The organism is Micromonospora sp. NPDC004704 (assembly GCF_053601675.1).
Genome location: NZ_JBSGCD010000001.1, coordinates 323,459 through 348,871, shown reverse-complemented (window position 1 = coordinate 348,871; position 25,413 = coordinate 323,459). Strand labels below are relative to the sequence as shown.

The 25,413-nt window shown below is 71.5% G+C and carries 26 protein-coding genes; 7 read left to right on the top strand and 19 right to left on the bottom strand.

What is annotated here, in order from left to right; all coding sequences use genetic code 11:
* Positions 1-222 precede the first annotated feature (222 nt).
* On the top strand, positions 223-1,155 hold the full coding sequence (locus tag ACWEFB_RS01470; protein ID WP_452281141.1) for an SDR family oxidoreductase: 933 nt from the start codon (positions 223-225) through the stop codon (positions 1,153-1,155).
* Positions 1,156-1,260: 105 nt separating this feature from the next.
* On the opposite strand, the gene ACWEFB_RS01465 is transcribed toward ACWEFB_RS01470, so the two are convergent.
* Positions 1,261-2,166 carry an aldo/keto reductase gene (locus ACWEFB_RS01465; protein WP_452281139.1) on the bottom strand — a complete coding sequence of 302 codons (906 nt, stop codon included), beginning with the start codon at positions 2,164-2,166 and terminating at the stop codon, positions 1,261-1,263.
* A 157-nt stretch (positions 2,167-2,323) separates the two neighbouring features.
* Positions 2,324-3,499, bottom strand: a complete 1,176-nt coding sequence (locus ACWEFB_RS01460) for a macrolide family glycosyltransferase (RefSeq protein ID WP_452281137.1) — start codon at positions 3,497-3,499, stop codon at positions 2,324-2,326.
* Positions 3,500-3,703: 204 nt separating this feature from the next.
* On the opposite strand from ACWEFB_RS01460, the gene ACWEFB_RS01455 reads away from it, so the two are divergent.
* From ACWEFB_RS01455 to ACWEFB_RS01445, 3 genes are all read left to right on the top strand, one after another.
* Positions 3,704-4,246, top strand: coding sequence for a pyridoxamine 5'-phosphate oxidase family protein (locus ACWEFB_RS01455; protein WP_452281135.1), 543 nt, complete (start codon positions 3,704-3,706; stop codon positions 4,244-4,246).
* A gap of 21 nt (positions 4,247-4,267) precedes the next feature.
* Positions 4,268-5,398: a hypothetical protein gene (locus ACWEFB_RS01450; protein ID WP_452281133.1), complete on the top strand. Its 1,131-nt coding sequence runs from the start codon at positions 4,268-4,270 to the stop codon at positions 5,396-5,398.
* Positions 5,399-5,603: 205 nt separating this feature from the next.
* Entirely contained in the window at positions 5,604-5,945 is a 342-nt protein-coding gene (locus ACWEFB_RS01445; RefSeq protein ID WP_452281131.1) for an RNA polymerase-binding protein RbpA, read from the top strand.
* Between the two features lie 82 nt (positions 5,946-6,027).
* On the opposite strand, the gene ACWEFB_RS01440 is transcribed toward ACWEFB_RS01445, so the two are convergent.
* From ACWEFB_RS01440 to kdd, 9 genes are all read right to left on the bottom strand, one after another.
* Positions 6,028-6,546 (bottom strand): FxsA family protein, encoded by a 519-nt coding sequence (locus ACWEFB_RS01440; RefSeq protein ID WP_452281129.1) that lies wholly within the window; start codon positions 6,544-6,546, stop codon positions 6,028-6,030.
* A 64-nt stretch (positions 6,547-6,610) separates the two neighbouring features.
* Entirely contained in the window at positions 6,611-7,390 is a 780-nt protein-coding gene (locus tag ACWEFB_RS01435; protein WP_452281406.1) for a polyprenol monophosphomannose synthase, read from the bottom strand.
* 26 nt (positions 7,391-7,416) lie between these two features.
* On the bottom strand, positions 7,417-9,129 hold the full coding sequence (gene lnt / locus ACWEFB_RS01430; protein ID WP_452281404.1) for an apolipoprotein N-acyltransferase: 1,713 nt from the start codon (positions 9,127-9,129) through the stop codon (positions 7,417-7,419).
* Positions 9,130-9,671: 542 nt separating this feature from the next.
* Positions 9,672-11,012, bottom strand: a complete 1,341-nt coding sequence (locus ACWEFB_RS01425) for a glutamate mutase L (protein WP_452281127.1) — start codon at positions 11,010-11,012, stop codon at positions 9,672-9,674.
* Positions 11,009-11,437 carry a 3-aminobutyryl-CoA ammonia lyase gene (gene kal, locus ACWEFB_RS01420; RefSeq protein ID WP_452281125.1) on the bottom strand — a complete coding sequence of 143 codons (429 nt, stop codon included), beginning with the start codon at positions 11,435-11,437 and terminating at the stop codon, positions 11,009-11,011. The genes ACWEFB_RS01425 and kal overlap by 4 nt, the downstream gene beginning before the upstream one ends.
* A complete protein-coding gene (gene kamE / locus ACWEFB_RS01415; RefSeq protein WP_326558427.1) occupies positions 11,437-12,207 on the bottom strand; it encodes a lysine 5,6-aminomutase subunit beta in 771 nt (256 codons plus the stop codon). Before kamE ends, kal begins: the two co-directional genes overlap by 1 nt.
* A complete protein-coding gene (gene kamD / locus ACWEFB_RS01410; RefSeq protein WP_452281122.1) occupies positions 12,204-13,811 on the bottom strand; it encodes a lysine 5,6-aminomutase subunit alpha in 1,608 nt (535 codons plus the stop codon). Before kamD ends, kamE begins: the two co-directional genes overlap by 4 nt.
* Positions 13,812-13,843: 32 nt before the next feature.
* Complete coding sequence (locus ACWEFB_RS01405) at positions 13,844-15,412, bottom strand: amidohydrolase (RefSeq protein WP_452281120.1); 1,569 nt, start codon at positions 15,410-15,412, stop codon at positions 13,844-13,846.
* 4 nt (positions 15,413-15,416) lie between these two features.
* Complete coding sequence (kdd, locus tag ACWEFB_RS01400) at positions 15,417-16,448, bottom strand: L-erythro-3,5-diaminohexanoate dehydrogenase (RefSeq protein ID WP_452281118.1); 1,032 nt, start codon at positions 16,446-16,448, stop codon at positions 15,417-15,419.
* Positions 16,449-16,586: 138 nt separating this feature from the next.
* Between kdd and ACWEFB_RS01395 the strand changes: the two genes are divergently transcribed.
* The gene (locus ACWEFB_RS01395; RefSeq protein ID WP_452281116.1) at positions 16,587-18,002 is read left to right on the top strand and encodes a KamA family radical SAM protein; all 1,416 of its coding nucleotides are present in this window, start codon (positions 16,587-16,589) and stop codon (positions 18,000-18,002) included.
* Between the two features lie 63 nt (positions 18,003-18,065).
* On the opposite strand, the gene ACWEFB_RS01390 is transcribed toward ACWEFB_RS01395, so the two are convergent.
* Complete coding sequence (locus ACWEFB_RS01390; protein ID WP_326558431.1) at positions 18,066-18,260, bottom strand: CsbD family protein; 195 nt, start codon at positions 18,258-18,260, stop codon at positions 18,066-18,068.
* A 149-nt stretch (positions 18,261-18,409) separates the two neighbouring features.
* Here ACWEFB_RS01390 and ACWEFB_RS01385 point away from each other — a divergent pair, with 149 nt between their 5' ends.
* The gene (locus tag ACWEFB_RS01385; protein ID WP_452281114.1) at positions 18,410-19,012 is read left to right on the top strand and encodes a histidine phosphatase family protein; all 603 of its coding nucleotides are present in this window, start codon (positions 18,410-18,412) and stop codon (positions 19,010-19,012) included.
* Here the strand turns inward: ACWEFB_RS01385 and ACWEFB_RS01380 are convergent.
* Complete coding sequence (locus ACWEFB_RS01380; protein WP_452281112.1) at positions 18,993-19,448, bottom strand: Lrp/AsnC family transcriptional regulator; 456 nt, start codon at positions 19,446-19,448, stop codon at positions 18,993-18,995. The two genes, ACWEFB_RS01385 and ACWEFB_RS01380, sit on opposite strands and share 20 nt — an antisense overlap.
* Positions 19,449-19,615: 167 nt before the next feature.
* Complete coding sequence (locus ACWEFB_RS01375) at positions 19,616-20,701, bottom strand: methyltransferase (protein WP_452281110.1); 1,086 nt, start codon at positions 20,699-20,701, stop codon at positions 19,616-19,618.
* A gap of 190 nt (positions 20,702-20,891) precedes the next feature.
* Here ACWEFB_RS01375 and ACWEFB_RS01370 point away from each other — a divergent pair, with 190 nt between their 5' ends.
* Entirely contained in the window at positions 20,892-21,536 is a 645-nt protein-coding gene (locus ACWEFB_RS01370) for a hypothetical protein (RefSeq protein WP_452281108.1), read from the top strand.
* Between the two features lie 92 nt (positions 21,537-21,628).
* Here the strand turns inward: ACWEFB_RS01370 and ptsP are convergent, their stop codons facing one another.
* From ptsP to ACWEFB_RS01345, 5 genes are read right to left on the bottom strand one after another with little or no spacing between them, the layout of a single operon-like run.
* Positions 21,629-23,287 (bottom strand): phosphoenolpyruvate--protein phosphotransferase, encoded by a 1,659-nt coding sequence (gene ptsP / locus ACWEFB_RS01365; protein WP_452281106.1) that lies wholly within the window; start codon positions 23,285-23,287, stop codon positions 21,629-21,631.
* Positions 23,280-23,564, bottom strand: a complete 285-nt coding sequence (locus ACWEFB_RS01360; RefSeq protein ID WP_452281104.1) for an HPr family phosphocarrier protein — start codon at positions 23,562-23,564, stop codon at positions 23,280-23,282. Before ACWEFB_RS01360 ends, ptsP begins: the two co-directional genes overlap by 8 nt.
* Before the next feature lie 36 nt (positions 23,565-23,600).
* Positions 23,601-24,641 carry a zinc-dependent dehydrogenase gene (locus ACWEFB_RS01355; RefSeq protein WP_452281102.1) on the bottom strand — a complete coding sequence of 347 codons (1,041 nt, stop codon included), beginning with the start codon at positions 24,639-24,641 and terminating at the stop codon, positions 23,601-23,603.
* A complete protein-coding gene (locus tag ACWEFB_RS01350) occupies positions 24,638-25,096 on the bottom strand; it encodes a PTS sugar transporter subunit IIA (protein WP_326558440.1) in 459 nt (152 codons plus the stop codon). The genes ACWEFB_RS01355 and ACWEFB_RS01350 overlap by 4 nt, the downstream gene beginning before the upstream one ends.
* Positions 25,089-25,397, bottom strand: coding sequence for a PTS lactose transporter subunit IIB (locus tag ACWEFB_RS01345; RefSeq protein ID WP_452281100.1), 309 nt, complete (start codon positions 25,395-25,397; stop codon positions 25,089-25,091). The genes ACWEFB_RS01350 and ACWEFB_RS01345 overlap by 8 nt, the downstream gene beginning before the upstream one ends.
* Positions 25,398-25,413 lie beyond the last annotated feature (16 nt).

Below are 25,413 nucleotides of genomic sequence, written 5' to 3'. Positions count from 1 at the left end.
CGACATTGCCCGGTGCCGCAGCGGGCCGGGCGGTGTGTTCGTGGCCGGCGCGATCACGAGCCTGGCCCGGATGTCCGGGCACGAACGGGACACGCGCTCCGTGACCGGCCGCCGGTTATCCAGGCACTGTCGATCCCTGGATAGGCGCGCCATGGATCTCCCCCGTGGTCGGTGCGACCGTTGACGCAAGTCCGAGAACGCATCACTGACCAGGGAGTTGTCGTGAAAGACGTGTCCGTACCCGACCTGAGCGGAAAGCTTGCCGTGGTGACCGGCGGCAGCGACGGCATCGGTCTCGGCCTGGCCGTACGTCTGGCCGGTGCGGGCGCCGAGGTGGTGCTGCCGGTCCGGAACCCGGCGAAGGGAGCGGCGGCGGTCGAGCGGATCCAGGCGGCTGTGCCGGGGGCAACGGTCTCCACCCGAGAACTCGACCTGGCCTCGCTGGACTCGGTCACGGCGCTCGCGGAGACCCTGAACCGCGAGGGCCGGCCGGTCAACATCCTGGTCAACAACGCCGGGCTGATGATGCCGGCGGTCCGGCACAGCACTGCCGAGGGGCTGGAGCTGCAGTTCGGTACGAACCACATCGGTCACGTCGCGCTCACCGGGCGGCTGCTGCCGCTGCTGCGCGCCGGCCGGGCGCGGGTCACCACGATGTCGAGCAGCGCCGCTCGCTCGGGCAGGATCGAGTGGGCGGACCTGCAGGCCGAGCAGGGGTATTCGGCGCTGCGCGCGTACGGGATGTCGAAGCTCGCGAACCTGATGTTCGGGCTGGAGTTGGACCGGCGCAGCCGGGCGGCGGGGTGGGGCGTCGTCAGCAACGTCGCGCACCCGGGCACCACCCTGACCAACCTGTACGCCTCCGGCCCGAACCTCGGCCGCAAACGTCCCTCACCCTACGAGTGGATCATGAGGCGGTTGGCGGGCCTGGGTGTCATGGTGCAGACCGTGGACGCCGGGCTGCTCCCCGCGCTGTACGCCGCGACCAGCCCGCAGGCGCACGGCGGCCGCTTCTACGGGCCGGACGGATTCGGCCAGTTCACCGGTGGACCGACCGAGTTGGCCGTCTACAAACCCGCCCGCGACGTCGCCGACGCGGCGCGGCTCTGGGACGTCTCCGAGCGGCTGGCCGGGGTGCGGTACGCGACGGTCTGACGGTGCCTGCGCCTACGGCATCCCGACGTACACCTGCAGGCCCGGCTGTCGGCGGACGCCGTGCCCCGGCGGTCACGGTGAGGTGGGCGGCGGTGGCGCCGCCGGTCAGACGCGTCGGTGTACGGCGTCGAGGCGGGCCAGTTCGTCCGGGGTGAGCCGCAGCGCGCCGGCGGCGACGTTGGCGACCAGGTGGTCCGGGTCGCCGGTGCCCGGAATGGCCAGCACGTGCGGCCCCCGGTGCAGTGTCCACGCCAGCCGGACCTGGGCCGCCGACGCACCGTGCGCGTCCGCCACGGCCTGGACCTCGTCGTGGTCGGTGTGGGATGCGCCCGCTTCCCGGCCGGCACCGGCGATCGCGAAGAACGGCACGAACGCGACGCCCCGTTCACCGCAGGTACGCAGGAACTCGTCGGCGTCGGGCGGGGCGCCGATCCCGTACCGGTTCTGCACGCAGACGACCGGTGCGATGGCCTCGGCCTCGGTCAGGTGTTCGGGGCGGACGTTGGAGATGCCGAGGTGGCGGATCAGGCCCTCGTCGCGCAACCGCGCCAGGGCACCGAACCGTTCGGCGATCGAGTCGGTGCCATGAACCCGCAGGTTGACCACGTCGAGATGGTCCCGACCGAGCTGACGCAGGTTCTCCTCCACCTGCCCGCGCAGCTGATCCGGACGCGCCAGCGGCAACCACTCCCCCGACGGGTCCCGTCCCGGTCCGACCTTCGTGGTGATGACCAGATCGTCCGGGTACGGAGCCAGCGCGCGGTTGATCAGTTCGTTGGCGGAACGCAGTGCCGAGAAGTAGAACGCGGCGGTGTCGATGTGGTTCACGCCGAGTTCGACCGCGCGTCGCAGTACGCGTACCGCCCGGTCACGGTCGCTCGCGACGGCGTCGGTGGTGAGCGCCGCGCCGTTCTGGGTCAGGCGCATCGCACCGAAACCGATCCGGTTGACGGTGAGGTCACCGAGTTGCCAGGTACCCGCCGACGCCGCGGTGATCTCCTCCGAAGTCATGATCGAAGTTTGCCACCAGGATGGGGAGAGCGGCTACCACGGCAAGTGGGTGTGCGCCGTTTCCCCGTACCGAACCCGAAGGTCTCCGCGGGCATGGCGTGACCGGTATCCGTGACCGGCGCCCGGCACGGGTTCGCCGGTCACGGATACCGGTGCGTCAGCGGAGCAGGCTCTCGATGATGTCGGCGGCCCGGCTGGTGCCGCCCTCGGCTCGGGCGTCGGCGCGCAGCGCGGCGCTGCGCCGGGCGACGTCCGGATCGGTGGTCAGGTCGAGCAGGGCGGTTCGCAGGGACTCGGCGGTGGCGTCGGCGGTGTCGATGCGCCGGGCCACACCGAGTTCGACCAGCCGGTCGGCGTTGGTGAACTGGTCGACCGCCTGCGGTACGGCGACCATCGGAGTGCCGGTGAACAGCCCCTCGCTGCTGCCGCCCATGCCGGCGTGGGTGACGAACGCGTCGGCCCGTTCGAGGATCGCCAGTTGTGGCACCCACGGGTGGATCTCGACGTTGTCGGGGATGTCGCCGAGTTCGGCCGGGTCGGTGTGTTTCCCGACCTGGAGCACCACGTGCCACCCGGGCAGGTTGCCGTACGCGGCCAGGCATCGGCGGTAGAACTCCGGCTGCCGGGTGAAGGCCGTACCGAGCGAGATCAGCAGGATTCTCGCGGCGCCGGCCGGTCGGGTCCAGGTGCCCTGGTCGGTGCGCTGACCGAGGCAGGGGCCGACGAACGTGACGACGTCGCTGTCGACCCGGTCGGCGTACGGCTGCATCGCCCGGGGGATCAGTGCCAGGGCACGCGTCGGCCGGCCGCTGAACGTGTCGACGTCGGTGGTGGTGGCACCGTTGCCGGCGAGCCAGGCGGCGAACTTCGCCCGGTACGCGTCCGCGCCGGGCAGCGCCCACAGGTGCGTGCCGACCTCCTGCTCGTACCCGGCCCAGGCGACGTACGTCGGTGAGAGCTGCACGATGGGCCGCTGGTGTGCCTCGGCGATGGCGCGGGCGGCGAAGGTGCCGATGTCGTACAGGTACAGGTCGGCCGGGTCGTGGTCGTAGTGGGCGCGCAGTTGCGGGAGCGCCTGGATGGAGTCGTCGAGGAAGACTTCCATCGCGGCGATCGGGTCGTCGGGCCAGTCGTGGTCGCCGACCGGGAGGGTGGAGGTGTAGCGGACGAGTTCGGCGCCGGTGCCGGTGACCAGGTCCGCGACCGCGGGATCGTTGGCGTACGTGACCCGGTGGCCTCGGTCGACCAGCTCACGGATGATCTCGACGCTGGGCAGGGTGTGGCTGACGGCGGGGATGCCGACCATCGCGATGTGGGCACGGCGACGGGACATGGAGGTTTCCTCGTTTCAGGTCTACGACGGAGACGGACACGACTAGGCCGGTGCGCCGGGTCGCCGCGACGGCGGGGCCGTTGGCGGGACGCGCACTCGGGCGAGGACATCGTCCTCGCGTCGGGTCAGCCGTAGAGCTGGGTTTGCATCCGCCGACCCTATCCCCACAGCGGGTTGCTGTCGGCTGCCGGGGTAGGGTCCGCCATGATCACCGATTCCTGGTTGGCCGGGCCGGCACCGACCGCCGAGCTGCCCCGCGAACGGCTGCGGGAACGAATCCTGAACCTGCTCTCGTCGCAGAACATGTGTGTGCTGGCCACCACTGGCCCGGACGGCCCGTTGGCGACCCCGGTCCGCTACTACCACCACGAGCTGACGTTGTACGTGACCGCCCAGGCCGGTACGCCGAAGCTGCGCAACATCGCCGGTGATCCGCGGGTGTCGGTGGGGGTGTTCGCCCCGCTGGTGGGTCAGGCGAGTTCGCGGGGTGCGCAGCTGTTCGGGACCGCCCGGGTGCTGCTGCCCGGCGACGACGGTTTCGACGACGGGATGGCGGTGTACCGGTGGCAGTCCGACGCCGTCGAGCGCGGTCGTTCGGTGTCGGAGGCGCCCCGAGGTCCGCTGCTGCGGATCGAGGCGCGGCGAGTCGTCTACACCGAGCACTGGCTGCGTCGCGACGGATTCGCCCCGCGTCAGTTCTGGTCCGCTTTCGCTGCGCCGACCACGACCGACGTCCGGGAGCGGTGATCCGCCTAGACTTGCCCGGCGATGAACGAGCATGAGACCGCCGGGGATGCCCTGGCCGACACCCGCCCCTGTGCCCACTGTGGCCGGCCGGTCCCCCAGCGCACCGCCGCGGGTCGACCGTTCCGCTACTGCCGGGACAACGACGGCGCCTGCCAGCGGGCCTCCCGTAACAGCAGGATGCGCCACCGTAACGCGCCCGGGCTGGCCGGTCAGGTGGCCAGGACCTGGGAGGCGGTCGACCGGTTGGACCAGGTGGTGGAGACCCTGACCGAGGCGCTGCACGCCGAGTTGTCGCCGGTCGGGGTGGAACGCCAGTTGGCCCAGGCACGCGCGGACGCCGCGACCGAGGTCGCGGCGGCGCAGACCGAACGCGACGACGCCCGTCGGGAAGCCGAGGCGGCCACGGCGGCGTTGACGGTCGCGCAACAGGCGACGGCGACGGCGGTCGCGGACCGGGCCACCGCGGTCGACCGGGCCCGGCAGGCCGAGGAGTTGGCCGAGGCGGCCGGGCGGCGGGCGACCGGTGCGGCCACCGAACGCGACGAGGCGCAACGGGTGGCGAGCGCCGCGCAGGCGCTGCGGGAGCAGGCGGAGTCCGACCGGGACGCGGCCCGCGCCGACCTGCGGTCGCTGCGGACGCAGGCGGAGTCGGACCGGCGCTCGATCACCGATCTGACCCGTGAGCGGGACACCGCCCGCGCCGACGCGGCCCGCGCCGAGGCTTCCGCTGCCGACGCGACGCGGGCGGCCGACGAGTTCCGGGTGGCGGCGCAGCAGGCGCAGTCCCTGGCCGACCGGGCCCGGGCGCAGGCGACGCAGGCGACGCGTGACGCCACGCTCGCCGGGGAGCAGGCCCAGCGCGACGCCGCCGCGGCGGGGCAGGCCCGGGCGACCGCGGAGCGCGCCGAGCAGGACCGGGAACGCATGGGTGAGCAGGTCCGCACGGCCCGGGAGGCGACCGCGCAGGCACAGGCGCGAATCGGGGAACTGGTCGCCCGGCTCGACGCCGCGCAGGCCGAACGGGACGCCGCGGCCGACCGGGTGGCCCGGTTGTCGGTACAGGTCAGCGACCTGGCCGCGGCGCTGGCGAGCCTGAGCAGCCGGGCGCTCGCGCCGGCACCCGCACCGCCGGCCCCGCTTCCCCCCACCTGACCCAGACCGGAACCAAACGGCGAAACCGCACAAACAACCCAGAACCCATCGGGTACGGTGGTGGGCCGGATCACGGCTTGCGGTGTCCGGCTACGCTCGGAATGTTTGATCAGAAGTACGTTTGCCGAAGGTGTCGGGAATCGCCGACCCGGTACCCATCGTTACACCGATAAGACCAGCACCACGACCGAGGGGAATGCCGATCATGGGCGAGCGCATGCTGCGCGGAAGCCGTCTGGGAGCAGTCAGCTACGAGTCCGACCGGAACACGGAGCTCGCGCCGCGCCAGACCCGCGAGTACCTCTGCGCCAAGGGCCACCAGTTCGAGGTGCCCTTCGCCGTTGACGCCGAGGTTCCGATCACCTGGGAGTGCAAGTTCGACGGCAGCGTCGCGCGGCTGGTGGATGGCACCGAGCCCGAGCAGAAGAAGGCGAAGCCGCCGCGTACCCACTGGGACATGCTGCTGGAGCGCCGTTCGATCGCCGAGCTCGAGGAAATCCTCACCGAGCGACTCGAAGAGGTTCGGACCCGACGCGGTCGCGTCTGACCACCACCAGCACAACAACCACCACCGCCCCACGGCTGTCGGCCGTGGGGCGGTTTTGCGTACGCGGTGCGGGTTGCCGGGGTCAGTTCGGGCGGTGGTCGACGATCTCGCCCTCGATCGCCGGCCCGGCGGTCGGTGGCCGTGGCTCGGCGGGCTGCGGTGTCGGCTGCGGCGCCCCACGGCGGACCCGTACCCGACGGGGCCCGAACAGGTCACCGGCGACCATCGCCGACACCCGGCGCTCCGTTGCCACCTGGACACCACGGCGGGCAAGCACGCGCACCGGCGGTATCACCAGCAGCAGGCCGATAACCCCGCTGACCAGGCCCGGTACTGCCAGCAGCAGACCCGCACCGAGCCCGACCAGCCCGTCGACGACCTGTTTGCCCGGTGGGCTGCCGGCCTCGGCGGCGCTGCGGAAGCCACGCCAGGCCCGCATCCCCTCCCGGCGCAGCAGGACCAGGCCCAGCATCGAGGCGGCGAGCACGAGCAGGATCGCCCAACCAAACCCGATCGCGTGGCCGACCAGGACAAAAACCACGATCTCGATGACCACGGCGAGCAGTAGTGCCAACGGCACCAGTCTCAGCCCTCGGCGCATGTCACCCCATCCGGATGATGAACGGCAGCGGAATCCCGCCCCTCAAGCATGACACGGGCCGGTTCTACGGCCACCGCGACGTACTGTCACCGAAAAGGGCACGTCGGCGCCCCAACCCGACCCGGCGTTCCTGCAGGCACCACAGCGTCACCCGCCACAGCGCCTCGGCGATGATCAGCGGGCTCATCTTGCTCGCCCCGTGCTCCCGCTCGGCGAAGGTAATCGGGACCTCCACGGTCCGCAATCCGGCCCGGTGCGCCCGCCAGGACAGTTCCACCTGGAACGAGTACCCCTGGGAGGCGACCGACTCGAAGTCCATCTTGTCCAACGCCGGCAGCCGGTAGATCCGGTACCCGCCGGTGGCGTCCGACATCGGCATACCCAACGCCAGCCGGGTGTACAGGTTCCCGCCCCGGGAGAGCAGTTGCCGGTGCCACGGCCAGTTGACCACCTCACCGCCGGAGGTCCACCGGGAACCGATGACGACGTCGGCGTCACGGGCCGCGTCGAGCAGCCGGGGCAGTTCCTCCGGGGCGTGGGAGCCGTCGGCGTCCATCTCCGCGACCACGTCGTACCCGTGGTCGCGTGCCCAGCCGAACCCGGCCACGTACGCCGCCCCCAGGCCCTGTTTACCGGGCCGGTGCAGCACGTGGACGAACTCGTCCGCAGCCGCCAGTCGGTCGGCGACCGCCCCGGTCCCGTCCGGGCTGTTGTCGTCGGCGATCAGGACCTCCACCGACGGAACCGCCTGACGCAGCCGCTCGGTGATGACAACAACGTTGTCCGCCTCGTTGTACGTGGGAATGACGACCAGGACGCGTCCCACGCCCGGATATCCCGTCATGCGCTCGACCGCACCGGTTGTCTCACTCACCGCTCCTCCGCATCTGCCGCGGTCGCGGGGTCGACATCACCCCCCGCCACCGACGGACCGTCTGCGGGGACCACCCGGCGTCGGCGGGTCACCACGGCCGTCACGAGCGCCGCGACGGCCAGACCCACCAGCACCACCTCGGGCCAGAAACCGACCCGGGTGGCGACCGTACGGGCGTCCCCGAGGTGCACTTCCCGGACCACCACCGCTGGGGTGTTGAACCCGGTCGCACCGGTTACCCGCCCATCGGCCCCGACGAACCCGGACACCCCGACCGTGGAGGCCATCAGCGCCTCACGGCCGTGCTCGACCGCCCGTAACTGCACCATCGCCATCTGCTGGCGGGCCTCGGCCACGTCGAACGTGGCGTTGTTCGTCTGTACCACCAGCAGCTGGGCCCCACCGGTGACGGTGTCCCGGACCACCTCGTCGTACGCGACCTCGAAGCAGATGACGTCGCCGAGGGTCACCCCACCGGTGGTGATGACACCGGGCCGGGTGCCGGCGACGAAATCCGACCGGACCCGGTCGACCTCGGAGCTGACCCTGCGGGCGATGCTGCGCAACGGGATGTACTCCGCGAACGGCACCGGATGCCGTTTGAAGTACATCTGGTCCAGATCCGGGCCGGTTCCCGGCAGCCACAGCAGTCCCGTGTTGCGGATCTGCCCCTGACCGGGGCCGAGCAGTACCGCGCCAACCAGGATCGGCGCCTTGATCGCGTCCGCCGCGGCGGTGATCTCGTTCGCCGCCGTCCGGTCGCGCAGCGGGTCGACGTCGCTGGCGTTCTCCGGCCAGACGACCAGGTCCGGTTGGGTCGCCGTACCGGCGGCAACCCGGGCGGCGAGGTCGATGGTGGCGTTCGCGTGGTTCTCCAGCACCGCCCGCCGCTGGGCGTTGAAGTCCAACCCGAGCCGGGGCACGTTGCCCTGGACGATCGCCACGGTGGCGGCACCGGAGCCGGCGCCGGAACCCAACGGCACCAGGAGCCCGACCAGGACCACCGCCACCGCCGCCACGGCGGCACCGAACGCCGGCAGACCGACCCGTACCCGACCGGAGCCGGAGGAGGGGTCCACGGCGGCGGGGCGACGCCATCCGGTGGCCGCCCACCAGACGGCGGCGACCAGGAAGCCGCCGGCGAGCGCGGTCACGAACGTCACCAGCGGTGCCCCGCCGAGGACCGCCCACCGCACCAGCGGCGAATCCGCCTGGCTGAACGCCAGCCGCCCCCACGGGAACCCACCGAACGGGGTCCGGTCCCGCAGCGCCTCCTGCGCCACCCACAGGACCCCGGTCACCGCCGGCCACGACCAGCGCCACCGGTCCACCACCGGGCTCACCAGGGCGGTTGCCAACCCCAGCAGGGCCAGGTAGCCGGCCTGCAACCCGGACAGCAGCAGCCACGGCAGGTAACCGGTGTGCAGGTTCGTCCAGGCCAACATCGGCACAAACAGGGCCAACCCGGTCAACGCGCCCAGTCCGGCGCCGGCCCGTAACCGGCGCCGGTGCGTCGCGGCGGCGAGCAACGCCACCCCGACCGGCGCCAGCCACCACAGCCCGTACGGCGGGAAGGCGAGCAGCAGCGCCCCACCGCCCGCCAGGGCCGCCAGGACCGCGACCCACAACGGCAGCGGCCGGGGCCGTTCACCGGCCGACACCACCGGTTCGTGACCCGTCCCGAGCCGCGTGTCCGCCGAGTCCACCATCGCCACCTGCGCCTCACCACCAGTCCGGCCACCACCGCACCGATCGGCGGCGGATGTTCCCCGGCGAAGGCTACCGGCCCGCCCCGTACCCACCACCACGTCCGGCCCCGACAGCACCGGCCCGCCGGAAAACGGGTGCCGTCCGGGCAGACAAAATCGGGGCGCGGCCAATGGCCGCGCCCCGATGCTCCCAGGCCCTTCCCGGCCGGTGTGGCAGAGATGACCCGTCACGACCTTCGGACCGACCGGAGGAGGACTGGCTGTCCCCGTCAGGCCGTTGTCTACTGGCCGTGCACGTCATCCTGCCCTTACACCGGTAACCGCGGCCGGTTCGCGCCGCCCCGCCGACCCCCGCCCGCTGGACCTGGCCGCTGCGACATCGAAAACAGTCACTCGGCCAGCGGACGAAGGGACGAAGCGAACAACAGCCGCTTCCCGTGGTAGGACTCAAAGACGGTACGTGGTGGACCCCCGGCCCTGTCAACCGCCAGCGGCCAAGTCGGCCCGATCAATTCGGCGTGTCGGACCCCGCGAGTCGCCGATCAATCCCCGGCGAGCAGATACCGGCGCAACAGGGCGACCGCCGTAACCGGATGTTCCGCCGCCAACAACCCCGCGGCGGCCAGCACATACTGATCATCAACGACCGGTGTCGCCGCCCTCGGCAACGCCCACCCACCGCCGTGGTCGGCCAACACCACATCGAGAACCGCCACCGCATCCTGCGCCCCGGCGTGGCGAAGGACACCCCCCGAACCGATGATCAACCGGACGTCCCGCAGATCACGGCCCCCGCCGTCGCCGACCGAAGCGCCCCGCGCATGCCGCCGCAACGCCACCGTCGCCGCCAACCCGGCGATCCGCCGGTCGACCGCCCGCGCACCCGCATCAACCGCCAGGAACCCCGGATCCGCCGCCCGGTCGGCGGCCGCGGCCGTCAACAACTCCACCTCACCCGCGACCAGCATCCGCTCCGCCTGCGCCGCCGCCACCACCCCCGGCGCGCTCCACCGCATCCCCAGGTCACCCTCGACCGTCCGGGCCCGCCACAACGTGCCCGCGGCCGCCCGCGCCGGCCCCTTCGCCCGCTCGTCCGGCGTCAGCACCGAATACACGTCCGTGGTCGCACCACCGACGTCGACGACCACCAGGTCACCGGAGAGCTGGTCGGCGAGCACCTCCACCCCGGTCAGGACCGCCTCCGGGGTCGCCGCCCGAACCAACCCGGCGAACCGGCCACCGCGCGACAGCCGCTTCCCACCGATCACATGCCGCAGGAACACATCCCGGATCGCCGCCCGCGCCGACAACGGCGCCAACACCCCGATCCGCGGCAACACGTTCCCGGCCACCGTCACCGGCACCCCCCGGTCGGCCAACACCCCGGCGACCTCCGAACGGACCTCCACGTTCCCGGCCACCACCACCGGCACCCGCCACCGGGCCGCCGCCAACCGGGCCGCGTTGTGCAACAGCACCTCACCATCACCGCCGTCGGTCCCCCCGACCAGCAGCACCACGTCCGGGCGCGCCGCCCGCAGACCGGTCACACCCGCCCGGTCCAACCGGCCCGCGGCGACGTGCACCACCCGCGCCCCGGCCGACAGCCCGACCTGCTGCCCCGCCCGCGCCGTCACCAACTCCTCGTAACCGACCACCGCCAGGCGCAACCCGCCACCGGCCGACGAGCACACGTACCACGGCATCGACGCGGCATCCGGGCCCGCCGCCTGCGTGACCGCGGCATCCAGGCCGTGCAGCACATCGGAACCGACCGTCGTCGGTCGCGCCGCCGAAGCCACCAACGCCCCGGTGGCCAACTCCACCACCGCGACCTTCGTGAACGTCGAACCGACGTCGGCGCAGACCGCGTACCCGCTCACAGCAGCCGCGGCACCGCGCCCGGCGCCCCACCCGGTGGTGGTGCCGGCACCACCACCGTCCCGGTCGCCGTCACCGCCACCAACGGCGGATCCAACACCTCCGCCGCCGAAGCCCCCCACTCCGGCCGCCCCCGACACACCACCCGGCACTCGAAGTCGATCGTCCGGCTCCGGGTACCGACCCGGGTCACCGTCGCCACCACCTCCAGCACGTCACCGGCCCGCACCGGCGCCCGGAACTGCACCTCGCCGTACGAGGCGAACAACCCCTCGTCCCCGTCGGTACGGATACACACCTCCGTCGCCACGTCCCCGAACAACCCCAACGCGTACGCCCCGTCGACCAGATCCCCCGCATAGTGCGCGTGCCCGTACGGCACATACCGCCGGTGGACCACCGTCAACCCGACCCGCTCGTCACCCATCACCGCGTCCCCTTCGCCGCACCGACCCGGGCCTCCCGGTTGACCACCAACTCGTGCACCAGATAACTGGCCACCTCCCGAGGCGTCGTCCCCCGACCGAAGATCCGATCCACACCCAGCTCACCGGTCATCAACTCGTCGAACCGGGGCCCACCGACGATCAGCAACGGCCGCCGACCCGCCGGCATCGCCTCCCGGAACGCCGCCGACATCTCCCGGGTGTTGTGCAGATGCGCATCCCGCTGCGTCACCACCTGCGACACCAGCACCGCGTCCGCCTTCTCCACCCGGGCCGCCTCCACCAACTCGGGCACGCTCACCTGCGCGCCCAGGTTCGTCACCTTCAACTCCCGGTAGTACTCCAGACCCTTCTCACCCGCCACACCCTTCACGTTCAGGATCGCGTCGATCCCGACCGTATGCGCATCCGACCCGATACACGCCCCCACCACCGACAACTTGCGCCGCAGCCGGGACTTCACCAACGCGTTGACGTCCTTCGCCGACAACAACGGGAAATCCCGCTCCACCACCCGTACGGCATCGGTGTCGACCAGATGACCCACCCGCCCGTAGACGACGAAGAAGGTGAACCCGTCACCCATCTGCTTCGCGTGCACCAGCATCGCCGGCTCCAGGCCCATCTTCCCGGCCAACTGCAACGCCGCACCCTCGGCCCGCTTGTCGTGCGCGAGCGGCAACGTGAACGACACCTGCACCATGCCGTCACCGGTCGTGTCCCCGTACGGCCGCACCACCGACCCGGTCACGCCGCCACCCCCCGCCCGGCCGCCGCCATCTGATCGCGCTCCAGCAACTCCGTCGCCGGGTTGTAGTAACCCTCTGCGTGCGCCGCCACCCCGGACAGACCCTTGCCCCGATCCGCCGGACGCTTCATGATCCCGAACGTGCCCTCCGCGATCGCGTTCAACAACGTGTCGTCGGCGATCCGGGACAACAACCCCACCGCCTCGTCCAACACCCGCGACGCCCGCTGCTGGATGAACCCACCCGGCGCCGGCACGAAATCCTCGTGCAACCCACCGGCCGCACCCAACACGTACCGCACGTTCTGCAGGGCGATGTCCCGATCGGACAACCACGGCGTCACCACCGCCTCGGTCATCATCCCGACCAGCAGAATCCCCTGCCCGGTCATCGCCCCCGCCAGGTTGAAGAACCCGTCCAACAGGTTCCCCCGGAACACGTCCCCGGTCATGTGCTTCGTCGGCGGCATCCACTTCAACGGCGCCTCCGGGAACAACTCCCGGGCCAGCAACGCATGCGCCAACTCCAACCGGAACGACTCCGGCACATCCGGATTGATCTCGAACGCGTGCCCCAGCCCCAACTGCCAGTCCGCCAACCCCGCCTCGTGCGCGAAGAACTCGTTCAGCAACTGCGACACCGTCACCGTGTGCGCCTCGTCCACCGCATCCGCAGTGGTCAGGTAGTTGTCCTCACCGGTGTTGATGATGATCCCCGCCCGGGCGTGGACCTGCCGCGAAAACCGCTGGTCCACGAACGTACGGATCGGGTTGATGTCACGGAACAGGATCCCGTACATCGAGTCGTTCAACATCATGTCCAGCCGCTCCAGGCCGGCCAACGCCGCCATCTCCGGCATGCACAACCCCGACGCGTAATTCGTCAACCGCACATACCGGCCCAGCTCCCGCGACGACTCATCCAACGCCGCCCGCATCAACCGGAAATTCTCCTGCGTCGCGTACGTTCCCGCGAAACCCTCCCGGGTCGCCCCCTCCGGCACATAATCCAACAGGGACTGACCCGTCGACCGGATCACCGCGATCACATCCGCACCCGCCCGCGCCGCCGCCTGCGCCTGCGGAATGTCCTCGTAGATATCCCCCGTCGCCACGATCAGGTAGATCCACGGCCGCCGCACCGGATCCCCGTACCGCCGCACCAGCCGCTCCCGCTCGGCCCGCCGCCGGTCAACCAACCGCAACCCCGCACCCGTCGCCCGCCGCGCCGCCGACCGCGCCGCCGTCGCCGCCCTACCCGACGGCACCGCGAAACCCACCGACCCAGCCGCCGCCTTCTGCGCCAACAACGTCAACGCAGGCCCCACCTCACCACCGGCCAGACCCTCACGCGCCAACGCGTCGAACACCGGCAACGACACCCCGTGCGCCAACCCGACCTCGTCGACCACCGCATCGACCAACCGGTTCACCCACGGAATCCCGTCCGGATCCGCCCCCGTCACCCCGGCCAGCCGCAACACGGCCCGCTCCACCGACACCGTCGTATGACCACGGGCCAGATCCACCACCGGCTGCCCGGCCCGGCGCGCCAACTCCCGCGCCCGGGCCACCACCGCCGCGTCCAACGCGAGCTTGCTCGTCACGACGTTCCCTTCTCGAAACCCGCCGGGGCCGCTCAGTCGAGCGCCTCGTAGATCACCTGACCGCGCCGCACCGTACGCCGACACACCGGCAACAGCGTCGGATCCTCCGGCCCCCGCAACTCCACATCCGGGGCCACCAGCACCGGCAACCCCCGCTCCACCCCCGCCGGCGCCGACCACACCGCGAACGTCGCCGGCGCACCCGGCGCCAACACACCCTCGTCGTCCCGGAACACCGCCCGCCACCCACCACGGGTGTGCGCCGCGAACGCCGCCCTCGCACTCATCCGCTGCGCCGGATTGAAATGCGCCACCGCCGCCCGCACCGAACCCCACGGATCCAACGGCGTCACCGGCGAATCCGACCCGAACGCCAACGTCACACCCACCCCGTGCATCGCACCCATCGGATTCGACTCCAACGACCGCGCCACCCCCAGGCGCTGCGCGTACATCCGGTCCTCGCCACCCCACAACCGGTCGAACGCCGGCTGCATGCTCGCCACGATCCCGTACTCGACGAAACCGGCGATCAACCGCTTGCTCATGATCTCCGCGTGCTCCACCCGATGCCGGGCCGCCCGCAGCCGATCCACCCCCAACGTCCCCGCCGCCAGCGCGAACCCGTCCAGGACCGTCCCGATCGCCGCGTCCCCGATCGCGTGGAACCCGCCCTGCATCCCGTGCCGCGCACAATCCAACAGATGGTCACGGACCTGCTCCGCCGACACGTACCCGTGCCCGCACGCACCCTCGTCACCATCGAGGTACGCCGACGACAGATGCGCCGTACGCGAACCCAACGCCCCGTCGGCGAACAGGTCCCCACCGGCACCCACCGCACCCAACTCCCGCGCCCGCGCCGCCCCCATCAACTCACCCCAGTAGCCGAACACCTCCGGCCCACCGTCACCGGACAACGCCAACACACCCGCGAAATCCACCTCATCGGAAATGTCCGGACCACCGCACTCGTGCACCGCCGCGATCCCCAACGACGCCGCCCGTGCCAACGCCACCCGCTGCGCCGCCACCCGCTGCTCCCGGGTCACCGACCCGAACGCCAACGCCCGCACCACGTGGTGCGCGTCGCGCCGCAACCAACCCGACGCGTCGTACCCGGTCGCCGACACCACCTCCGGCGCCGCCGCCAGCAACGCCGACGAACACAACGCCGAATGGATCGACGCCTGCGACAGGTACACCCGCCGCCCACCCGCCGCCCGGTCCAACTCCGCCGCCGACGGTGGCCGCTGATCCGACCAGTACGACTCGTCCCAACCGTGCCCCAACACCACGGCGTCCGCCGGGAGAGCCGCCGCGAACGCCGCCACCGCCGCGCTCACCTCCGCCCCCGACCGGGCCGACGACAGATCCAGCCCGGACAACGCCAGCCCGGTGTCGGTCGCGTGCACGTGCGAATCCACGAACGCCGGCGTCACCAGCGCACCTGCGAGATCCACCACCACGTCGGCGGGCGGCGCGTCCGCGTCCGCGCCAATCCAGGCAATCCGGTCGTCCCGGACCAACAACGCGGTCGCCGTCGGATCACCGGGGCAGTAGAGGTGGCCACCGCGGTACAGAGTCGAGGGGGAAGTCATGTGATCAGTCTGCCGCGATCCGGGCCTCGAACAACGCACGCACCCCGGGCTCGGACCGCACCAGCTCCAACGCCAACTCGGCGTGCCCGGGCACGTACCCGTTCCCGACCAGCATCGTCACGTCCGCGGCCAACCCCTCCGCACCCAACGCCGCCGCCGCGAAACTCGTCGCCATCGAGAAGAAGATCACCGTACCGCCGTCCGCGGTCGCCAGGATCGCCCCGTGCTCGCACCCCGGCACGTCCACGCAGACCACCGTCACGTCCGCCGGACCACCCAACGCCCCGGACACCGCCGCCGCCAACCCCACCGGATCACGGGCGTCGGCCAACGCGACCTCCGTGGCCAGCCCGGCCGCGAGGAGCCGGTCCCGTTCCGCCGACACCGGCACCACCCCCACCGTACGACCGGCACCCGCCCGCCGCGCGGCAGCCAACGCCAACGCCCCGCTCTTACCGCCCCCGCCCAGCACCGCCACCGACGGGGACACGTACCCCGACACCACCCGGGCGGTCAGCGCCGGGGCTCCGCACACGTCCAGGACCGCCAGACTCAACCGCGGATCGAGGTCGTCCGGCAGCACCGCGACCACCGACCGGGCGAACAACACCGCGTACCCGGCGCACGGCACCTGCTCGCCGAGCCCGTCCCAGCCCGCCAGGGCGTCGGTGACCACCAGCGGGGTCAGCGTCAGCGACACCAGGGTCGCCACCCGATCGCCCGGCACCACCCTCAGCGGCGAGGACGGCCCGACCTCGTCCACCACCCCGATCAGCATGCCGCCCGAGCCCGTGACCGGATTATGCATCTTGCCCCGAGATGTGATGATCTCCAGAACCTCGGCCCGCACCGCCGCCCCGTCGCCACCGTGCTTCTCCGACAACTGCCGGAAACTCGCCGCGTCCAGGTTCAACCGCTCCACCCGGATCCGTACCTCGTCCGCGCCCACCGGACCACCCGGATCGAGCCGCCACGCCGCCTGAGGCAACACGCCGACCGGTTCGAGCACACGGTGCAGCCCCACGGGTGAGCTCATCGAAGCGCCCCTTCCAAAGTCAGTCACGTTGCCAACAGATCGCGTAGCGGGAAAACTTACGGCAGAATAATTCCTGCACAGGATATTTTCCAGTAGCCTTCGGACCGTCACCGGTACCGCGCAGCCCGAGGAGGGTCCGTGACGCAGACACACCCAGTTGAGGCCATCCCGCAGCCGCGGCCGACCGACACCACCACACCACTCGCCGGCCAACCGTACGAATACCGCCGCCGACCACTGGTCGAACCCGACTGGACCCGCTTCCCCGGCTGGCGCCACGTCACCCGCGAACAGTGGGAATCGGCCCAGTGGCAACGCACCAACTGCGTCAAGAACGCCAAACAGCTCCGCGCCGTACTCGGCGACCTCGTCGACGACAGCTTCTACACCGACCTCGCCGCCGACCAGGCCGCGCTGGCCACCATGTCGATGCTGGTCCCACCACAGATGATCAACACGATGGTGCCGGACGCGCCGATGACCACGGAGGCATTCCTCGCCGACCCGGTCCGCCGCTACATGATCCCGGTCGCCTCGGACCGGCGCACCGACTGGCCGTCACACCCGTACGCCACCCGCGACTCGCTCCACGAACACGACATGTGGGTCGCCGAGGGCCTCACCCACCGCTACCCCACCAAGGTCCTCGCCGAACTGCTCTCCACCTGCCCCCAGTACTGCGGGCACTGCACCCGGATGGACCTCGTCGGCAACTCCACCCCCACCGTCGACAAGCTCAAACTCAGCCTCAAGCCGGTTGACCGCTACGACGGCCACATCAACTACCTCCGCGCCCACCCCGGCGTACGCGACGTGGTCGTCTCCGGCGGCGACGTCGCCAACGTCCCCTGGCGCAACCTCGAGTCGTACCTGATGCGCCTGCTCGAAATCGAGACCATCCGCGACATCCGGCTCGCCACCAAGGCCCTGATGGGACTCCCCCAGCACTGGCTGCAGCCCGACGTCGTCGAAGGCCTCGAACGCGTCGCCCGCACCGCCGCCCGCAGGGGCGTCAACCTGGCCATCCACACCCACGTCAACCACGCCCAGTCACTCACCCCACTGGTCGCCCGAGCCGCGCAGACCGCACTTGAGGTCGGCGTACGCGACGTACGCAACCAGGGCGTACTGATGCGCGGTGTGAACGCCACCGCACCGGACCTGCTCGACCTCTGCTTCGCGCTCCAGGGCGAGGCCGGCATCCTGCCGTACTACTTCTACATGTGCGACATGATCCCCAACGCCGAGCACTGGCGGGTGCCGGTCTGGCACGCCCAGCAACTCCAGCACGACATGATGGGCTACCTGCCGGGTTACGCCACCCCACGGATCGTCTGCGACGTGCCGTTCGTCGGCAAGCGCTGGGTGCACATGCTCACCGAGTACGACCGCGAGCGCGGCATCTCCTACTGGACCAAGAACTACCGCACCTCCATCGAATCGGCCGACCTGGCCGCGGTCGGCCGGCGATACGCCTACTACGACCCGATCGACACCTTGCCCGAGTCCGGGCAGGCCTGGTGGGCGACCCACGAGCCGAGCACCCTGACCTGATCTGTCCCGTACGACCAGTGGGGCCACCGGTGAACACCGGTGGCCCCACTGCCGTCCACACGCTTACTTGTTGAAGGCGTCCTTCATGTTCTTGCCGGCGTCCTTGGCGTTCTCGCCGGCCTGCTTGGCCTTGGAACCGGCCTGCTGCCGGGACCCCTCGGCGCGCATCTGCTCGTTGTCGGTCGCGTCGCCGTACTTCTCCTTGGCGGCGCCCGTCATCTGTTCGGCCTTCTGCTTGGCCTTATCGGTGAGGCTCATTTCGACTCCTCGTGACTAGTCCGGTTTCCGGCCTTCTTGTGAGTCCCCGGTTCCGGGTCGGTGAAAACCTTGGTGGCTTCGGTGGGTGGGCGCACACCCGGTAGGGCATCCTAGGAAGCTAGTCCTGGTGGGCGTGCTTAACTAACCGGGTGGCAGAGATCGTTCTCATCCGGCACGGCGAAACCGAGTGGAGTGCCGCACACCGGCACACCTCGTACACCGATCTGGCCCTCAACCCCGCCGGGGAGGGCCAGGCCCGCGCGGTTCGCGACCAGCTCGCCGGCCGGCGCTTCGCCGCCGTCATCTCCAGCCCCCGCACCCGCGCGCTGCGCACGGCCGAGTTGGCGGGCCTGACCGTCACCACGGTCGACGACAACCTCGCCGAATGGAACTACGGCGACTACGAGGGACGCACCACCAAGGAGATCCAACAGGAACGGCCGGGGTGGAACCTCTGGACCGACGGTTGTCCGGACGGTGAGTCCCCCGAGCAGGTCGGGGGACGGCTCGACCGGATCCTGAACCGGGCCACCGAACTGCTCGCCGACGGTGATGTCGCCCTGGTCGCGCACGGGCACAGCCTCCGGGTCGCCGGCGCCCGCTGGATCGGGCTACCCGCCAGCGGCGGCGGCCTGCTCCGGCTGGACACGGCCACCGTCTCCGCGCTCGGCTACGAGCACGAACGCCGGGTGATCCTGCGCTGGAACACCGGAGGCGCGGCCGGACCGCCGGTCACCGCGGGGCGCGACTGACCCTCGGCGGCCGGCTCTCGTACGGGGTGGAGAGCACCACCGTGGTCCGGGTGGTCACGTTCGCCGAGGTACGGATCTCCTGCAGCACCCGCTCCAGGTCGACCGGACTGGCGACCCGCACCAGCAGGAGGTAGGAGTCCTCCCCCGCCACCGAGTAGCACGACTCGATCTCCGGCAGGTGGGCAAGCCGCTCCGGCGCGTCGTCCGGCTGCGACGGGTCGAACGGCCGGACCGCCACGAAGGCCGTCAGCGGCAACTCCAACGCGTCGAACGACACCTTCGCGGTGTAACCGGTGATGACACCCCGCTGCTCCAGCCGGCGTACCCGCTGGTGCACCGCGGACACCGACAGCCCCACCTTCTCGGCCAGGTCGGTGTACGACAAACGGCCGTCGGCGGTCAGCGCGGCGATGATGGCACGGTCGACTTCCTCCACGGCGAAGAACCTACCGGCAAAGCCCCTCATCCGGCGAAGTCGATCCCGGGGACGCGCCGCCGCACCACCCGACGCGGTCGCCGCACCATGCCGGTCACCGGCCGGCGTCGGGACCGCCCGCCCGCCGGGCCGTGGCGCGGGGACGGGCCACCCGCCCTCGCTCCCACTCACCGGTCCGGCTCCGGCTCCGGCTCCGGCTCCGGCTCCGGCTCCGCGACGATCAGTCCGGACGGTGGTGGCAGCGGCAGGTGGGTGACGAACCGCCAACCGCTCACCTCGAGCCACCGGGCCACGTCCGCCGCCTCGTACGTGTCGCCACCGCTGATCATGAGGAACTCCCCCGCCCCGAGCCGGGTCGCCGGATGCGGCGCCACCGGGTCGCGCCACCAGTCGACCAGCAGCAGCCGCCCCTGCGGCGCCACCGCCGCGCGCAGCCGGGTCAGCAACTCGACGTTGCGCTCCGGGGAGAACAGGTGCAGGAAGTTCGCCACGATCACCGCGTCGTGCCCCTCCGGCAGCGGGTCGACGAACACGTCGGCACCGCGTAGCTCTATCCGGTCCGCCAGGGGGTCACCGGAGACCTCCGCGCGGGCCACCTCCACCACCTCGGGCAGGTCGAGCAGGGTCGCGGTCAACCGCGGGAAGGCACGCAGGATCGGTCTGGCGAAGGTCCCGATCCCACCACCGACGTCGAGCACCCGCCGGTGCGGGCCGAAGTCGTACGCCGCGGCGACGTCCGCGGCCGTCTCCGCCGTCACCAGGGCCACCGCCGACTCGTACGCCTGGGTCTGCGCCCCGTCGAGTTCGGCGCGTACGCCCTGGCGGGTCCGGAAGGCGGTGGATGCCCTGGTCCAGGTGGGATAGCTGACCGTGTCCCAGTAACGAAGCATCGCGCGCAGGTCCAGCGGCCCACGGCCGGCGAGGAACGCCTCGGCGTCGGGCGCGTTGCGGTAGTGCCGCCCGTCGTGTTCGAGCAGGCCCGCCGCCACCATCAGGTCGGCCAGGGCACGGGCGCTGCGCTCCGGCAGTTCGCACCGCTCGGCAATCGTGCGGGCGGACGCGCCCTCAGCGGGGACTGCGGCGAAGAGGCCGACCTCGGCGGCGACGAAGAGCGCCTTCGCCGTCATGAAGCCGGACGCGACCCCGGTGATGCGTACCGGGTCCGGTGGTGGTGTCGCGGCCGAACCGTCCGATCCGGACGGGCCGGGCTGCGGCGGTGGGGTGAAGACACGACGTACCGGCTGATCGACCACTGAATCCCCCGAAGATCGCCAATCATCTATTCGATTCGGCAATCGTACGACCCTGGGCGGCGGGGTGCGCCACAGTGCTCGCTCTACCGTCTCTGTCAGCACCCGGCGGACCGGTGCCGGCTCGCCCAGCGCCCCTACCCTTGTCCTGCCCGGAATCGGACCCGACGAAAACGCGAAGGAGGACGCCGACGTGGCGGACAACGATGACAACCGGTACCGCCGTACGGAACTGTGGGCGCTCTGGATCCAGGCGACGGCGAGCGTGCTGGCCTGTGTGGTGGCGATTGCGGGAGGGATCGTGGCGTACCTCGCGTTCAACAGCCAGCGGCAGGTCATCGCGGAGCAACAGGATCTCGCCAGGGAGCAGCAGGAGCAGGACAGTCGCCGCAACGCCGATCTGGTGGCGTACTGGGACGAGTGGGACGACGGCAATGGCACCGTCATCACCCGGCTACAGAACCGTTCGGCGGCTCCCCTGCGCCACGTACATCTGCTGAACTTCTCCCTGGGCGGTCCGCCGCTCGCCGAACGACGCCGCTTCGGTGGGTACTTCCTCCTCTCCGTGGTGCCGCCCTGCTCGACCATCGCGATCACGCTCGACGCCGCCGCTCTGGAACACGTGGCGTGGAACGTCGGGGGTGTGCTGTTCAGCGACCCGATCGGCGCCTGGGTCAAGTCCGACGCCGGTACCCGCGCGATCGACGACGCCCTCGTCGAGCAGGACGGGCCGATCGACCTCGCACCGGCCACCGACCGGGACGCCACCTACTACGACCACGCCCGCGGTACCCGCATGCTCCCGGCCAGACTCGAACGGGAGACCTCCTGCGGTTGAGTTCGGCGCCTCCGGTGGCCCGGCCGCGTGGCGGCCGTCCGCACGCGCCCGGGCCGTGACGCGGCAGACTCGGGGCCTTCGCAGCTGCCGTGTCAGGCGACGCCGACGAGTGCCCGGGCGTGGCGGGCGTCGTCGGCGTCGAGGGCCAGCTTCGCCAACCGCTCGCAGTCGGCGAAGGTGTGTTCGGCCAGTGCCGCCCGTACCCACGGCAGGGCGGGTCCGGACATGGAGAGGCTGGTGACGCCGAGGCCCGCCAGGACGGGGGCGAGCAGGGGGTCGGCGGCCGCCTCCCCGCAGACCGCGACCGGTTTGCCCGCTGCCCGCCCGGCGGTCGCGACAACCGCGATGAGCTGCAGCAGCGCGGGCTGCCACGGGTCGAGCAGTTCGGCCAGGTCGCCGCACTGCCGGTCGGCGGCGAACGTGTACTGGCTCAGGTCGTTGGTGCCGATGCTGAGGAAGTCGACAACGTCGAGGAGCTGACCCGCGCGCAGCGCCGCGGCCGGCACCTCGATCATCACCCCGGCCTTCGGCAGGCCGGCGGCGTGTACCGCCTCGGCGAAACCGGCCGCCTCGGCGCGGGTGGCGACCATCGGGGCCATCACCCACACGTCCGCGCCCGTGTCGGCCGCCGCGCGGGCGATCGCCTCGAGCTGCGTACGCAGGACCGCCGGTTGTCGCCGGGCCACCCGCAACCCGCGGACCCCGAGCGCCGGGTTCGGCTCCTCCGCCTGACGCAGGAACGGCAACGGCTTGTCCGCGCCCGCGTCGAGGGTACGGATGACCACCCGGCGTCCGGCCATCCGGTCGAACACCTCCCGGTACGCCGCCGCCTGCTCGTCCAAACCGGGTTCGCGGGTCCGGTCGAGGAAGAGCAGTTCGGTTCGGAACAGGCCGACGCCCTCCGCGTCGTCGACGGGCGGCACCTCCCGCGCGGCCCCGACGTTGGCCAGCAGGGCAACCGGGTGCCCGTCGGAGGTACGCCCCGGCCCGGTCACGGTTGCCGTGCCGGCGGCGGCTGCCTTCGCGACCGACTGGCGGGCGGCCAGGGCTGCGTCGTCGAGACCGGCCTCGACCAGACCGGTGGTGCCGTCCACCAGCACCACGGTTCCGTCGTCCAGGTCCCCGAGCCCGATGACGCCGACGACCGCGGGCAGCCCCAGTGCGCGGGCGAGAATCGCGGTGTGGCTGGTCGGGCCGCCGACCTCGGTGACGAGCGCGACGACCTGCTCCGGGTCCAGGTCGACCGTGTCGGCCGGGGCGAGGTCGCGGGCGGCGAGCACGTACCGGTGACCGGGTGCGGGCACCCCTGGCATCGGCAGTCCCAGGCACACCGCGACCGCCCGGTCACGCAGGTCGTCGAGGTCGGCGACCCGTTCGGCGAGGTAACCCCCGGCCGCCTCGAACGCCGCCCGGTGAGTGGCGAAGGCGGCGTCGATGGCGTGCGGCGCGTCCCGACCGGCGGCCACCTCCTCGCGTACGCCGTCGGCCAGGACCGGGTCGTCGGCCATCATCGCCTGGGCCCGGAGCACGTCGGCGACGGTCTGCTCGCGGGCCCGGTCGGCGCGCCGGCCGAGTTCGGCGACCACCTCGGCGAGCGCGGCGATCGCCCGATCGGCCTCTCCCGACGGATCGTCCACCGGGGCCGGTGCGGGCAGGGTGGGCACCGCACCGACCCGGAGCAACGGGCCACCGGCCACGCCCCGGCTGACCCCGATGCCGCGCAGCGGCTGCGGAGCCGACGACTCAGGCATCGGCGGCCTCTTCGGCGTCGAGGTCCCGGACCAGCAGGTCGGCGAGGGCGTCCAGGGCGGCCTCGGCCCCCTCCCCCTCGGCCTCGATGACCACCTCGGTGCCGCGTTTGGCGCCGAGGGAGAGCACCGAGAGCATGCTGTTGGCCGGTACCGGCCGCTTGTCACCGACCCGGATCGTGACCCGGACCGGCTGTGCCGCGGCGGCGGCGACGAACAGCGCCGCCGGGCGGGCGTGCAGACCGCTGGCGGATCCAACGGCGACGGTACGCGTGGGCATGAGTGGCCCTCCCTCTTCAGCTCGGCCCGCTACAGCTCAGGGCTCGATGGTGACCTTGATGGCCTCGCCACGGGCGACGATGCCGAACGCGTCGATCGCCCGGTCCAGCGGGAGCCGGTGGGTGATCAGGTCGGCGACCGGCACCGCCCCGGTAGCGATCAGCCGTAGTGCCTCGGCGTTGTGGGCCGGGCTGGAACCGTTGGCGCCGACGATGGTCAGCTCCCGGTAGTGCACCAGGTTGGAGTCGCAGGCGATGATCGGGTTGTCCTTCGGCAGGCCGCCGAAGAAGCTGATCCGGCCCTGCCGGGCGGCCATCTGGATCGCCTGCTCCTGGGCGGCGCCCGAAGCGGCGGCGGTGATGATGACGTCGGCGCCCCGGCCGTCGGTAAGTTTCAGGATCTCGTCCACCGGGTCGACCTCCGCGCCGCAGATCGCCGCGTCCGGGGCGACCAGGTCGGCGGCCAGGTCCAGCCGGGCCCGGTTGAGGTCGACCAGGAACACCCGGGCGGCACCGCGGGCGCGGGCCAACCGTACGTGCAGGCAGCCGATCGGGCCGGAGCCGATGACCACCACGTCGTCGCCGGTGCCGACGCGGGCGAGTTCCTGTCCGTTGAGGACGCAGGCGAGCGGTTCGGCGACCGATGCCTCGGCGAAGTCCACCCCGTCCGGGATCCGGTTGAGCCCGTCGACCGCGAGTACCTTGGCCGGTACGACCAGGTACTGGGCGAACCCGCCCTCGTAGTGGTAGCCCATCGACTCCTGGTTCGGGCAGACGGTCATCCGGCCCCGCCGGCACTCGGCGCACTGCCCACAGGGGACCGCCGCGATGACCTGGACCCGGTCGCCGGGGGCCCAGCCGGTGACGTCCGCCCCGGTCTCGACCACCTCACCGGCGATCTCGTGCCCCATCACTCGTGGCGGGTGGATGTGGTGGTGCCCGAACTTGGAGATCTTGACGTCGGTGCCGCAGGTGGAGCAGTTGCGTACCCGGATCTTGACGTCGCCGGTGCCCGGGGTGGGCTCCGGTACGTCCTCGATCCGTACGTCACCGGGGGCGTGGAAACGAACGACCTTCATGAGTTGCTGTCCTCCCGTGCCGCCGCGAACAGGCGCAGCACGTCGTCGGGTTGGGAGGCCTCGCGCAGTTCGCGGGCCTGGTCGGGGTCGAGCAGGATGTCGGCGAGGCGGGCCAGGATCTCGACGTGCCCGTCGCCTCGGGCGGCGATCGCGACGCAGACGGTGACCGGCTGGCCGTCCCAGTCCACCGGGTCGGGGAACCGGAGCACGGCCAGCGCGTCGCGGTGGACGAGGTCCTTGCCGGCGAGGGTGCCGTGCGGGATGGCCACCCCCTCGCCGATGTAGGTGGGGACGGAGCGTTCGCGGGCGAGCATGGTCTCCACGTACGCGGGGTCGGCCGCGCCGATGTCGACCAGCACCTGCCCGCAGCGGCGGATCGCGTCGTCACGGTCGACCGCGCTCTCGTGCAGGCGCAGGGCCGCGGGGTCGAGGAGCTCGGCCAGGTTGTCAGCCACTGATCTCGTCGCCCTTCTCGATCGCCTTGACCACTTTGGTCACGGCCGGGTCGCCGATGAACACCTGGAACGGCACGACGATCTTGTCCGGGGCGCTGGCCCGGGCCCGGGCGGCCAGCCCGCTGTGGGTGACCACCACGTCGGCGTCGGCCGGGATGGAGTTGACCGGCGTGTGTTCGACCGTGACCGAGAACTTCTTGAGCTGCTTCCGGAGCTGGCTGGCGAGCATCACGCTGCTGCCCATGCCGGCGTCGCAGGCCACCACGATCTTGCGGACGTCCTTGCCGTTGATGCTGCCCATGGCGGGCACCCCTCTC